General features: G+C 34.4%; 11 protein-coding genes and 1 riboswitch. Of the genes, 9 read left to right on the forward strand and 2 right to left on the reverse strand.

Annotated features, from left to right (window positions below):
* Positions 1–33 precede the first annotated feature (33 nt).
* The 8 genes from hutU (at position 34) to CD150_RS02665 (ending at position 9470) form a co-directional block, all read left to right on the forward strand.
* Positions 34–1698 carry a urocanate hydratase gene (hutU, locus tag CD150_RS02630; RefSeq protein WP_103161321.1) on the forward strand — a complete coding sequence of 555 codons (1665 nt, stop codon included), beginning with the start codon at positions 34–36 and terminating at the stop codon, positions 1696–1698.
* A complete protein-coding gene (hutI, locus tag CD150_RS02635) occupies positions 1695–2927 on the forward strand; it encodes an imidazolonepropionase (protein WP_073343929.1) in 1233 nt (410 codons plus the stop codon). Before hutU ends, hutI begins: the two co-directional genes overlap by 4 nt.
* A 215-nt stretch (positions 2928–3142) precedes the next feature.
* Positions 3143–4309 carry a SulP family inorganic anion transporter gene (locus CD150_RS02640; RefSeq protein ID WP_073343926.1) on the forward strand — a complete coding sequence of 389 codons (1167 nt, stop codon included), beginning with the start codon at positions 3143–3145 and terminating at the stop codon, positions 4307–4309.
* Between the two features lie 6 nt (positions 4310–4315).
* Complete coding sequence (locus CD150_RS02645; RefSeq protein WP_073343923.1) at positions 4316–5440, forward strand: amidohydrolase; 1125 nt, start codon at positions 4316–4318, stop codon at positions 5438–5440.
* Positions 5441–5518: 78 nt separating this feature from the next.
* Positions 5519–6400 carry an SDR family oxidoreductase gene (locus CD150_RS02650; protein WP_073343920.1) on the forward strand — a complete coding sequence of 294 codons (882 nt, stop codon included), beginning with the start codon at positions 5519–5521 and terminating at the stop codon, positions 6398–6400.
* Positions 6401–6516: 116 nt separating this feature from the next.
* Positions 6517–7128: a flavin reductase family protein gene (locus CD150_RS02655; RefSeq protein ID WP_073343916.1), complete on the forward strand. Its 612-nt coding sequence runs from the start codon at positions 6517–6519 to the stop codon at positions 7126–7128.
* An 86-nt stretch (positions 7129–7214) separates the two neighbouring features.
* A riboswitch (SAM riboswitch) is annotated at positions 7215–7315 on the forward strand.
* A gap of 114 nt (positions 7316–7429) precedes the next feature.
* Positions 7430–8716 carry a Na+/H+ antiporter NhaC family protein gene (locus CD150_RS02660; protein ID WP_070037563.1) on the forward strand — a complete coding sequence of 429 codons (1287 nt, stop codon included), beginning with the start codon at positions 7430–7432 and terminating at the stop codon, positions 8714–8716.
* Positions 8717–8963: 247 nt separating this feature from the next.
* Entirely contained in the window at positions 8964–9470 is a 507-nt protein-coding gene (locus CD150_RS02665; protein ID WP_046208499.1) for an SRPBCC family protein, read from the forward strand.
* A gap of 161 nt (positions 9471–9631) precedes the next feature.
* On the opposite strand, the gene CD150_RS02670 is transcribed toward CD150_RS02665, so the two are convergent.
* Entirely contained in the window at positions 9632–10393 is a 762-nt protein-coding gene (locus CD150_RS02670) for a MurR/RpiR family transcriptional regulator (protein ID WP_103161322.1), read from the reverse strand.
* A gap of 210 nt (positions 10394–10603) precedes the next feature.
* Here CD150_RS02670 and CD150_RS02675 point away from each other — a divergent pair, with 210 nt between their 5' ends.
* On the forward strand, positions 10604–12202 hold the full coding sequence (locus CD150_RS02675; protein WP_073343907.1) for an alpha-glucoside-specific PTS transporter subunit IIBC: 1599 nt from the start codon (positions 10604–10606) through the stop codon (positions 12200–12202).
* 337 nt (positions 12203–12539) lie between these two features.
* Here the strand turns inward: CD150_RS02675 and CD150_RS02680 are convergent, their stop codons facing one another.
* Positions 12540–13070, reverse strand: coding sequence for a hypothetical protein (locus tag CD150_RS02680; protein ID WP_046208496.1), 531 nt, complete (start codon positions 13068–13070; stop codon positions 12540–12542).
* Between the last annotated feature and the right edge of the window lie 39 nt (positions 13071–13109).

Genomic DNA, 13109 nt, shown 5'->3' on the forward strand with positions numbered 1-13109 from the left:
TTGAATTTAAAATCGATGAAGGAGAGATTGTTCATGAGAAAAATTAAAGCAAAAAAAGGTTTAGAGATTGAATGTAAAGGTTGGGAACAAGAAGCAGTATTACGAATGCTATATAATAATTTAGATCCTGAAGTTGCAGAAAGACCCGAAGATTTGGTTGTCTATGGTGGCATAGGTAAAGCAGCTCGAAACTGGGAGGCATTCGAAGCAATTGAATCCACACTGCGTTCATTAGAAGCTGATGAAACGATGTTAGTTCAATCAGGCAAACCAGTTGCTGTATTTAAAACACATGAAGAGGCGCCACGTGTATTACTTTCAAATTCTGTATTAGTACCTGAATGGGCAAACTGGGATCATTTTAATGAATTAGATCAAAAAGGTTTAATGATGTATGGACAAATGACTGCGGGTAGTTGGATTTACATAGGTTCACAAGGTATCGTTCAAGGTACATATGAGACATTTGGTGAACTAGCTAATCAACATTTTGATGGCAAATTAAATGGTACGATTACATTAACTGCTGGTCTTGGTGGCATGGGTGGTGCACAACCATTGGCAGTTACGATGAATGGTGGTGTTGTCATCGGAGTTGATGTAGATGAAACACGCATTGATAAGCGTATTGATACACGTTACTGTGATGTGAAAACACGAGATTTAGACGAAGCATTAACGTTAGCGGAAGATGCACGCAAACAAGGCAAGCCATTATCTATTGGCTTGGTAGGTAATGCGGTCGATGTACATCAAGCAATTTTAGATAAAGGATTTAAAATTGACATTATTACGGATCAAACGAGTGCCCACGATCCTTTAAATGGATATGTGCCACAAGGGTATTCATTAGAAGAGGCAAGTGCACTTCGTAATAAAGATCCAAAACAATACGTGAAAGAATCGCAATCCTCAATGCATAAGCATGTATCACTAATGTTAGAATTTCAAAAACAGGGTGCGGTCGCTTTTGATTATGGAAATAACATAAGACAGGTGGCATATAATGATGGCTTAAAAAATGCTTTTGATTTCCCTGGATTTGTACCGGCATATATTAGACCGTTATTCTGCGAAGGAAAGGGGCCATTTAGATTTGCAGCATTAAGTGGTGATCCTAAGGATATTGAACGTGCTGATGAAGAAATGAGAAAGTTGTTCCCTGAAAATGAAAAACTTATTCGTTGGTTAGATTTAGCACAGGAGAAAATTGCGTTTCAAGGATTGCCTTCAAGAATTGCGTGGTTAGGTTATGGAGAACGTGCGAAAATGGGTCTGGCGTTAAATAGACTTGTGCGTGAAGGTGAAATTTCTGCACCGATTGTAATTGGTCGCGACCATTTAGATTCAGGTTCAGTAGCCAGTCCTAATCGTGAGACTGAAGGTATGAAAGATGGTTCAGATGCCGTAGGAGATTGGGCTATTTTAAATGCATTAATCAATACTGCTGCAGGTGGATCTTGGATTTCATTCCATCATGGCGGTGGTGTTGGTATGGGTTATTCATTACATGCAGGCATGGTAGTAGTTGCTGATGGTTCAGAAAGAGCAGATAAACGTTTAGGACGTGTATTAACTACGGATCCGGGTATGGGAGTAGTAAGACATGCTGATGCAGGTTATGAATCAGCAATTAATGTAGCAAATGAAAAAGGCATTCACATTCCAATGATTACAAGAAAAGGAGATAAAAAATGAACGACTTAATCATTCAAAATATTAAACAATTAATTTTACCGAAAGCTACCGAACGTCCTTTAAAAGGAAAAGAATTAAATGATTTAAATATTGTTGAAAACGGTACAGTAGTTGTGAAAAATGGCAAGATTGTTTATGCGGGTGAACATTCTGATGCATATGATGCAAAAGAAATAATAGATGCTTCAGGAAAAGTCGTTTCACCTGCCTTGGTAGAAGCACATACGCATCTTGTACATGGAGGCTCACGTGAACATGAGATGTCACTCAAGCGTCAAGGTGTGTCTTATTTAGAAATACTTGAACAAGGTGGCGGTATACTTTCTACTGTAGAAGCCACACGTCAAGCGACGGAAGACGAACTTTTTGAAAAAGCGGAAAAAAATCTATTAACCATGTTACAACACGGTGTCTTAGCGGTTGAAAGTAAGAGTGGTTATGGATTGGATAAAGATAATGAACTTAAACAATTGCGTGTTTCAAATCGATTAGCAAAAAAATATAATTTAGACATGAAACATACCTTCCTTGGGCCACATGCTGTGCCTAAAGATGCGGAGTCTAACCAAGCTTTCTTACAAGAAATGATAGATTTATTGCCGGAAGTTAAACCATATGCTGATTTTGCCGATATTTTCTGTGAAACAGGCGTGTTTACTGTGGAAGAATCTAAATCTTACATGGAAGCAGCTAAAAAACAAGGCTTTGATGTTAAAATTCATGCAGATGAAATCGATCCATTAGGTGGTTTAGAACTTGCAATTGATGAAAATGCTATCTCTGCGGATCATTTAGTTGCATCTAGTGAAGAAGGTAAACAAAAATTGAAAGATAGTGATACTGTTGCAGTATTATTACCAGGAACAACTTTCTATCTTGATAAGGAAGGTTATGCAGATGCAAGAGGTATGCTAGATAACGATGGCGCTATTGCGATAGCTACTGACTTCAATCCAGGTAGTTGTGTGACTAATAATTTACAATTGGTGATGTCTATTGCAGCGTTAAAATTAAAATTATCTCCAAATGAAATTTGGAATGCAGTGACAGTCAATGCAGCTAAAGCAATTGACGTTGATGCAGGTACCATCAATGAGGGAGATAAAGCAAATATTGTAATTTGGGATGCACCTAATCATGAATATATTCCATATCATTATGGTATTAATCATGCAGAAAGAGTTATTAAAGATGGTAAAGTGCTCTTTGATAATCGTGTAAAACTTTAATAGAGAAACTGTAATTAAAATTAAAAATAAGATTATTAGAGATGAATAGAGTGAGGAATGGAATCAAAAATGTTGATTTGTCCTCGCTCTATTCTTATTTTTTATATTCAAGTTTTCTAAAAATAGAAATTTAGAAGTTCAAAAAATTAAGTTAATAAAATATTTTGACAATTATGATAGTATAGTAATTAAAGGGGCTTGGGGGTGAGTACGGTGTGAGTAATGCTGGGTATATTGAACAATGGAAAGGTAACATAGTACAGAATACACTTTCAGGTGTATTACTTGCACTTGCATTGTTACCTGGTGCAATTGCTTTTTCATTTATAGCAGGCGTGAATCCGACAATCGGTATGTTAAGTACTGGTTTAATGATGCTTGTACTTAGCTTGACTGGAAATAGAACCTTGATGGTATCAGCACCAAGTAGTGGTGTATCTTTAGTCGTAGCACCTTTAGCTGCAAGTCATGGATTGCAAGCTGTCATTTTAGCAACTTTATTTATGGGTATCATCCAAATTTCATTTGGGTATTTTCAAATTAATAAATGGTTAGAATTGATACCTGTCGGTGTTGTAATTGGATTTATGAATGCACTAGGTATATTATTATTTACATCTCAGCTAAAGAATATTTTAGGTATTTCTATGGCAACTTATATCGTTGCAATCATGTCATTTTTTATTATTTGGTTGGGCGCTCAACATATCAAAATTATACCTGCACCATTGATATCCATTATTATACTGACAATATTTTCGTGGGTATTAAAACCTGATATAAAATATGTGCACGATTTGTCTTCAATACATATTAAACTACCTTATCCAACTATCCCTATTGAAATATTAAATGTTAACTTTCTCCTAATTACATTGTTTTATGGTTTGATGATGGCTATTGTTGCAATCGTTCAAACGACTTTAACAGCAAGAATGATGGATGAAGTAACAGATACAACTAGTGATAAAAATCGTGAATCAATAGGTCAAGGCATAGCTAATTTAGTAGTAGGATTATTTGGCGGTTATGGTGGAAGTGCGCTTGTTGGTCAATCGCGTTTTAATGTAACAATGGGGGCGAACTCTAGAGTTTCGACGCTTGTTACCGGCAGTTTTTTACTGGTAAGTTTATTTGTTTTTGGTGAAATTATAGGACATATTCCAATGGCTGTTTTAGCTACCGTGCTTATTACAATTTCATTGAATACATTTGATAGACGAACAATACCCTTTATACGTAAGTCACCTTTAGTAAATGGATTCATGGTAATACTTACGATGGTGCTTATTTTAATCTCTAATAATTTAGCGCTCGGCGTTGTGATTGTAACAATACTATATTATATTTTTAAACGTTTTATAAATTTAGAAAGGACGTGACATGTCATGCCACAATATGAAGACTTTGTAAAATGGAGACGTACATTTCATCAGTTTCCAGAATTGTCTGATGATGAATATGAAACAACGAAACGATTAAGACGTATTTTAGAAAGTTATGAAATTAAAATTTTAGATATACCGTTGGAAACTGGTTTGATTGCTGAAGTAGGTCAAGGAGATACGTTTATTGCTGTTCGATCGGATATAGATGCTTTGCCAATTAATGAAGAAGTTGTACATGAATTTACATCAACTAATGAAGGTATTATGCATGCTTGTGGTCATGATATCCATATGGCAAGTATTTTAGCAACAGCTACAAAATTAAAAGAAATTGAAGATCAATTAAAAGGTAGAGTACGTTTTATTTTTCAACCTGCCGAAGAGCTGGGATATGGTGCTGTTAAATTAGCTGAGACAGGTGCCATTGATGGTACAAAAGCTGTGCTTGGTTATCATAATTATCCTACTATGGATATAGGTACATTGGCAGTGAAATCTGGTGCCGTGACATCCTCTGTAGATCGCTTTGAATTTAAAATTAAGGGTAAAGGTGCACATGCAGCAAAGCCTGAACAAGGTAATGATCCAGTCATCGTGTTAGGTCAATTAATCAATAGTGTTCAATCCATCGTCAGCAGAAATTTATCTGCTTTTGATAATGCAGTCGTAACGATTGGAGAAGTATCTTGTGGTAATACATGGAATGTTATTGCAGATCAAGCTTATGTACAAGGTACAGTGAGAAGTTTTGATGAAGGTATTCGCACATTCATTGAGAAGAGATTGAGAGAAATTGGGAGTGGATTGGCAGAAGTATTTGATGTTGAAATTGAAACACAATATATACGATTACCAGGCGCAGTGATTAATGACGAAAAATTAACAGACGATGCAATTAACGTTGCTAAACAAGTAGGTTACAATGTGAATATAATGGAACAGCCATTAACTATTGGTGAAGATTTTTCTGGGTTTGCCAACAAGTATCCAAGTGTATTTGTTTTTATTGGATCTAATAGTGACTATGATTTACATCACCCCAAATATGATCCCGATGAACGCATTTTAGAAAAAGTACCAGATTACTTTGTAACATTTGTACAGAAATTATTGAACGAAACTTAAAAATATAATCTTGTGTTATGGGCGATTTAATTTGGGTAAAAAATAATTACAACCATTATTTTTTGAGGAGGATTAAGCATGGCGTCTCAAGATCCTAGAAAGAAATATTCAAATGCAGATTTTCCAAAACAAGAGCAACCCGTTCCAGGTTTACAAAAAGATCTGGACCCTAAACCAGATTGTGGAGAAACTTCTTATACCGGTTATGGTAGATTGAAAGGTTTAAAGATGTTAGTAACAGGTGGAGATTCAGCTATTGGTAGAGCAGCAGCTATTGCGTATGCTAAAGAAGGTGCTGATGTTGCAATCAATTACTTGCCATCAGAACAAGAAGATGCTGAAGAAGTAGAAGAAGTTATTACATCGGCAGGACAACAAGCTGTGCTAATACCGGGTGATTTACGCAATGAACAATTCAATTATGAGTTAGTAGAACGTGCATATCACGCGTTAGGTGGATTAGACAATGTTACACTCGTAGCTGGACATCAACAATATAGAGATACACTTAAGGGCTTCGATACAGCGTCATTTACTGAAACCTTTGAAACGAATGTGTATCCAATATTTTGGACTGTACAAAAAGCGATTGATTATCTTGAACCAGGTGCTACAATTACGACAACGTCATCTGTACAAGGTTATAACCCAAGTCCAATTTTACATGATTATGCAGCATCAAAAGCTGCAATCATATCGCTAACTAAAAGTTTGTCTGAAGAACTAGGAGCTAAAGGCATCCGTGTTAACTGTGTTGCACCAGGACCATTTTGGTCACCACTTCAAATATCAGGTGGACAACCACAATCCAAAATTCCAACATTTGGACAAAAAGAAGTGCTTGGCAGAGCAGGTCAACCTGTAGAATTAGCAGGCGTTTATGTTCATTTAGCAGCTGATGAATCAAGTTACACTACTGGCCAAGTATACGGGGTTACAGGTGGTACACAATTAGATTAATTTGATAGATGGCTATGACAAAGTGATTCGTGCTTAAATGAACAGTTATGCACTTACATTTTGATATAGCCACTTTTTATTTATGATTTTTATTTATGAAAGGAAAGTGAATTTTTGTGAAACATTTTAAAGCAAGTGAATTGTCTAAAAGACAAAACTATAAATTATTGAGTGGTAGTATCATACCTAGGCCAATAGCCTTTGTGACGTCTCAAGATAAAAATGGCAAGTTAAATGCGGCACCTTTCAGTTTTTTTAACGTGGTGAATAGTGCACCACCGATGATTATGATTTCTACAGGACGTTCAGAAGGTAAACGTAAAGACACTTCACTTAATATTGAAGAGACTGAAAATTTTGTAGTACATATCACTGATGAAACAAACGTAGAGCAAATTAACCGTACAGCTGCACCATTGGATCGTACTGAAAATGAATTAGAACGAACAGCGTTAACCCTTGTCGACTCAGAACTAATAACTGTACCTGGTATTGAACAGGCGAAAATACGTATGGAATGTAAATTAGAGCGGATTATATCATTAGGGGATACTGACGAGGGGTCAGATCTAATCATTGGAGAAGTCGTGATGTTTCATATTAATGAAAATGTGTATTTTGAAGACAGTAAGATTAATGCACAAGCACTAGAAGCCGTGTGCCGTTTAGCTGGAAATGATTATGCCTCAATCGGTGATACATTTACGATTGTTCGGCCAACGGAATAACCTTTGAAATAAAATATCATTTCATATGATAACTCTATAATTGACGAAGTGGCATGAATAGTGTACTGTTATAAAATAAATAAAATAGCTTATCTAGAGAAGTGGAGGGACTGGCCCGTTGAAACTTCGGCAACATGGTAATGCGTGTGCCAATTCCAGTAGCATAAAATGTGCTAGAAGATAAGATTAAAGATGTATCGATTTACTCTTTTCTTCTATGAGAAAAGAGTTTTTTATTTTTTTATGGTAAGCAAAATGAATGATTGACTAAAAAAGTAATGATAAAGAAAGTTGGTTTTGTATGACGGAAAATAAAAAAGGTAATGCATGGGCGCTTGTGCCATTAATCATTTTTGTAGGTATATTTTTAGGTGTGGGCGTTATTACTGGTGACTTTTCAATAATGCCACTCAATGTTGCAATTATTATCGCATCCATTGTGGGTTTGTTGATCAATAAAAAAGAAACATTTTCTAAAAAAGTAGATGTATTTACAAAAGGCGCTGGACATTCAAATATTATTTTGATGATGTTAATATTTCTACTTGCGGGTGCATTTTCTCAAACTACAGAAGATATGGGGGGAGTCAAGTCGACGGTAAATTTAGGACTATCCTTTATTCCAGAAAACTTAATTATCGTCGGTTTATTTATCATTTGTATGTTTGTATCACTTTCAATGGGTACTTCAGTCGGTACAGTTGCAGCTATAGCGCCGGTTGGTTTTGGTTTGAGTCAGGCGACGGATGTATCTGCAGCGATAACAATGGCTACTGTCGTTGGTGGAGCAATGTTTGGTGATAATTTATCAATGATTTCGGATACTACAATTGCCGCTGTTCGTACTCAAAAAACTAAAATGAGCGATAAGTTTAAGGTGAACATAAAGATTGTATTACCAGGTGCGCTATTTACTGTTATAGTACTTTGGTTTTTAACGCATGGTGCTCAGATAGATACTACGAAATCATATGACTATAACTTTATTAAAGTTATTCCATACTTATTGGTACTGATTTTAGCACTGGCAGGTATAAATGTAATTATAGTGTTGATTGGTGGTACCGTATTATCTGCGATTATTGGACTGGTTGATGGATCATTCAACTGGTCAGGCTTGCTTAGTTCAATCTCAAAAGGAATTGTTGGTATGGAGGATATTGCGATTATTGCACTATTAATTGGTGGACTCGTAGCATTGATACAACATAATGGTGGTATCACTTGGCTATTAAATTTTGTACGCAATAGGGTTAAATCAAAACGCGGTGCAGAATTAGGTATAGCGGGACTTGTGAGTGCTGCGGATATTTCGACTGCCAATAATACAATTTCTATATTAATGGCAGGCCCCTTAGCTAAAGATATTGCGGATGAATACGAGATTGATCCTAGGAAATCTGCAAGTATTTTAGATATGTTTGCAAGCTGTTTCCAAGGTTTATTACCTTATAGTCCGCAAGTTATAGCAGCAGCAGGCGTTGCGTCTATCTCACCAGTTTCATTAATGCCGTATTCAATTTATCCGATCATTCTAGGTGTTTGTGGTCTAATTGCAATTTTCTTTAGATTACCAAGATTAAAATAAAAAAGTTGATTAAAAGAAAGGGCAACAGTTTATATTATTTGATATAGACTGTTTGTCCTCTTTTTTAAGAAGTAAGATAGTCTTAAAAAAGGGAAAATTTTGACGTTTACTGATTAATAACGATAGAATAAATAGGTTATCACTTTTAAAGGGGATATAAAGGAAAGTTGAATTTCATAGTATTATTGTTTAGAAGTCTAGTATAATGAGTTAGAATAGTTATAAGAGTGAAAGTAGGTGAACAATCATGGCTAGATATAATGTGGAAAATGAAAACGTAGAAATTCAGTTGGAAAGACTGTTTAAAGTTGAACCTGAATTAGTATATCAAGCTTGGACTGAGCAACGATTTCTTAAACAATGGTTTATGACAACTGAACGAACGAATAAATCAATAGAGATAGACGCTGTACAAAACGGAAGCTATGAAATTATTGATGTTCGTAAAGGGAAAGAAAATATAGTGAAGGGTTCTTACGTTACTTTGAACCCAAATGAATATATTGTAATGACGATAGGGATGCCTGAATTAAGTGACTCTGAAGATACAATTGAAGTAGAGATGTTTGAAAGAGAACCAGGCATAACCCAAATGATTTTTAATTATACAGCTTATGTACCTAGGGAACGCAGATTGACATCATTAGAGTATAAGCAAAAGAAAAAGGAATATCATGATTCTACTGCGCATGGTTTTGAAATGTTATTTGATAAGCTGCAAACAACACTAGAAGAATATGAAGAGGAACAATAAAAAATCATTACAACCTAACTCAATAAATTAAAAGTGGGACTCAGGCATATTTGGGCAGAAGCTCATGTATCAGTCCCACTTGTGTAATAAATTGAGATGTTGACTAAGAGGCTGAGACAATTAATTTGTCCAGCTTTCTTTTATTTGATATGTTAATTATTTTATGTGAATTGACCGTATTGTATACGCTCATTAAATTTACGTAGTACCGTTTCAAAAAAAATATGGTAGCTGATAAAGCTGGAATAATCAATGCCGTTTGTTAAATAAAAAGTGTTACTTGATACGTAGATATTATAATTTGCCTTTTGAGCCAAGGTGTTGTCTTGAAGCGTAGTAATAGAAATGAAATACTTTTGACGCAGTTGCAGTAAATTCGTTATATCGGATAAGTGATCGGTCTCGCCGGATAAAGAAATAATAAAAAACAAATCATTATCAGAAGCTTTATTTAACACCATTTTAAATTCATGTACATCATGTAATACAATAATATTTTTATGTATGGTCAATAAAATTCTTTGAGCTTCTTGCGCAACATTCATTTGAGCTAAACCTGTGCCATATAAATATACCGTTTCGGCTTGATATATTTTGTCAGTAACTAAGTCGTAATCGATACGCTCTAAATAAGTGAAGGTATTTTCAATTTCTTGTTTAAAAGCGTTCATAGAGTCACAAGGTAATTGATGGACTTGTTCAGATTCAAATTTTAAGTATGATTTAAAATCACTGTAGCCATCAAAGCCGAGCTTACGAGTAAAACGATGAATACTTGCATTTGATGCATGTGTATAAGCCGCTAAATCTTGGATTTTCATTGTTTTACAATCTGATATATGTGTGTTTATAAAATGAGCGATTTGTAGGTCGTTTTCATTTAATTTATTAAAATTGTTATTTATGCGTTCATCTAAAAGCAACGTTATCACCTCAGAATTTTGAAAATATTTTCAAGTTTTGAAAATGTAATCTTATTGTACAAAATTGTTCGTAATGGCGTCAAACTATTGTTCTGATGTAAGCGTTTACTATAAAATCGATGGTAAATTGATCCATAATCATTTGAATAGAGAGAGATTCAATTATCATAAGTGAATTACTTTGGAAATTTAGAAAAAGGGGAACTTTATATGAATGCTATAAAGCGATTTGGAAGTGCAATGATTGTACCTGTATTGATGTTTGCATTTTTTGGTATTGTACTCGGTTTAGCAACATTATTTAAAAATCCTTCAATAATGGGGAGTATTGCTGAAGAAGGTACAAATTGGTTCAAAATATGGTCAGTGATAGAGTCTGGTGGTTGGACAATATTTAATCACATGGAAGTGGTATTTGTTGTTGGCTTGCCGTTATCTTTAGCTAAAAAAGCACCTGGACATGCAGCACTGTCAGCATTAATGGGATACTTAATGTTTAATACCTTTATCAATGCCATATTAACGCAATGGCCGCATACATTCGGAGCAAATTTAGAAAAGGGTGTAGAAAATGTAACGGGATTAAAAGCGATTGCTGGTATAGAAACATTAGACACGAATATCCTAGGCGGTATTATTATTTCAAGCATTGTCACATGGATACATAATAGATATTATAGTAAAAAATTACCTGAAATGCTTGGTGTATTTCAAGGTTTGACATTTGTAGTAACGATTTCATTTTTTGTCATGTTGCCAATTGCTTTAATAACTTGCATCATATGGCCAACGGTACAAAATGGTATTTCTTCACTGCAAGGATTTATTATTGGCTCGGGTTATATAGGTGTGTGGTTGTATCATTTTTTAGAAAGAGTATTGATACCAACTGGATTACATCACTTTATATATGCACCAATAGAAGTAGGTCCTGTTGTTGTGAATCATGGATTGAAAGCAGAATGGTTCGAACATGTAAATGAATTTGCTAAAAGTAAAGAACCATTAAAAGAATTATTCCCATATGGCTTTATGTTACAAGGTAACGGAAAAGTCTTTGGTTCAATTGGTATTGCTTTAGCAATGTATGCAACGACGCCAAAAGAAAATAGAAAGAAAATTGCAGCATTACTAATTCCAGCAACATTGACAGCAATTGTTGTAGGCATCACTGAACCATTAGAGTTTACATTTTTATTTATTGCACCTTATTTATTCGTTTTACATGCAATCTTAGCAGCAACGATGGATACGTTAATGTATGGTTTCGGATTAGTAGGTAACTTTGGTGGGGGATTATTAGATTTCTTTGCTACGAATTGGATACCTTTAGCCCAAAATCACTGGTTAACTTATATTATTCAAATTGCAATAGGTTTCGGTTTTACAGCGATTTATTTCTTCTTGTTCAAATTTTTAATTATAAAATTTAATATTCCACTTCCTGGACGTAAAAAAGACGATAAGGATATGAAATTATATAATAAAGATGACTATAAAAATAAGGACGGTAAAGCACAAGTTGCTAAAAAAACTGGATCAACAAACGAGTTTGAAGCTAAAGCAATCTATTATTTAGAAGGTCTAGGTGGCAAAGAAAATATTAAAGACGTTACAAATTGTACGACACGTCTAAGATTGACAGTGAATGATGTCAATAAAGTTGAGGATAGTGATTACTTTACGCATAAACAAATGGCACATGGTTTAGTGAAAAGTGGGAAAAATGTGCAAGTCGTAGTAGGTATGTCTGTACCTCAAGTCAGAGAAGCATTTGAAAATTTAGTATTTGAAGAAAAAACTAATTAATAACGAGATTGCATATAAAACTTATGCACAAAAAAGGACTAATCCATATGATAATCATTAATGGATTAGTCCAATTTTTTATCAAAAACGCATCAATTAATTTTTGCATGCTTGTCAGTAGACATGGTATACACGGCGCGAGGATGGGTCTTACATTCTATTTTGTTTATAAGTGTCCACATAAAAAACGTCATTTCTATACAATTACAATAAGCATAGACGTTTATGATTGGATGCTAGATCCTTGCATGCTTGATTTATTTTTTGATTAAATATCGTGAAATGGTAGCTAAATTAATTTTACTGTATATGTGAGTGATGTCGTACATTAATGTTTTTAAGAAATTCTCGTTTTATGCATTAAACGTGGTTGGTAAGTAGCACTGTAAACATCAATGTTGTGTGTTGCGATAGCGTGAATTAATTTAGAGAATACTGTAGGCGAACAAGAAACGTTGATGGTATTTCGATTGAAGGTATAAACAATAGTTTCAGTGTGATTGAGTAAATTCATAATATCGATAACTTTGTCTTTAATAAATGCGTCATGAAGGCCGTCAACAGCGATTTCGAAACGCTTAGATGATAATAGTAAATGATCCAAGTCTAGTAGGTCTTGTGCATGATTATTTTCTAAAATTTGATAGATTAAATAATTGTGGAAGCTAAGAAAACTAATCAAATATGGTAGTTGTTGCTTGGGTAAATTCACTTCTAAAGCATATAAATGATTTTTTTTGAAAATAGTAAATTTGAACGATTTACAAAAGTGGACTTGTTTCAAAAGTTTTAACAAATTTTTGCGGATATGACGTTTATTTAAACCACTGATGTTTAAAACAAACGTTTCAGTTTTATCTAAAAACATATTATACCTCCATATCTATATAAAGTGACATACGTATAT

Origin of the sequence: Staphylococcus ureilyticus (genome assembly GCF_002902235.1) — a bacterium.
Classification (GTDB): domain Bacteria; phylum Bacillota; class Bacilli; order Staphylococcales; family Staphylococcaceae; genus Staphylococcus; species Staphylococcus ureilyticus.

What these genes read in the sequence shown, in the direction of transcription:
- hutU (WP_103161321.1), top strand. Translation starts at nt 34, where the DNA reads ATGAGAAAAATTAAAGCAAAAAAAGGTTTAGAGATTGAATGTAAAGGT.
- hutI (WP_073343929.1), top strand. Translation starts at nt 1,695, where the DNA reads ATGAACGACTTAATCATTCAAAATATTAAACAATTAATTTTACCGAAA.
- CD150_RS02645 (WP_073343923.1), top strand. Translation starts at nt 4,316, where the DNA reads ATGCCACAATATGAAGACTTTGTAAAATGGAGACGTACATTTCATCAG.
- CD150_RS02650 (WP_073343920.1), top strand. Translation starts at nt 5,519, where the DNA reads ATGGCGTCTCAAGATCCTAGAAAGAAATATTCAAATGCAGATTTTCCA.
- CD150_RS02660 (WP_070037563.1), top strand. Translation starts at nt 7,430, where the DNA reads ATGACGGAAAATAAAAAAGGTAATGCATGGGCGCTTGTGCCATTAATC.
- CD150_RS02665 (WP_046208499.1), top strand. Translation starts at nt 8,964, where the DNA reads ATGGCTAGATATAATGTGGAAAATGAAAACGTAGAAATTCAGTTGGAA.
- CD150_RS02675 (WP_073343907.1), top strand. Translation starts at nt 10,604, where the DNA reads ATGAATGCTATAAAGCGATTTGGAAGTGCAATGATTGTACCTGTATTG.
- CD150_RS02680 (WP_046208496.1), bottom strand. Translation starts at nt 13,070, where the DNA reads ATGTTTTTAGATAAAACTGAAACGTTTGTTTTAAACATCAGTGGTTTA.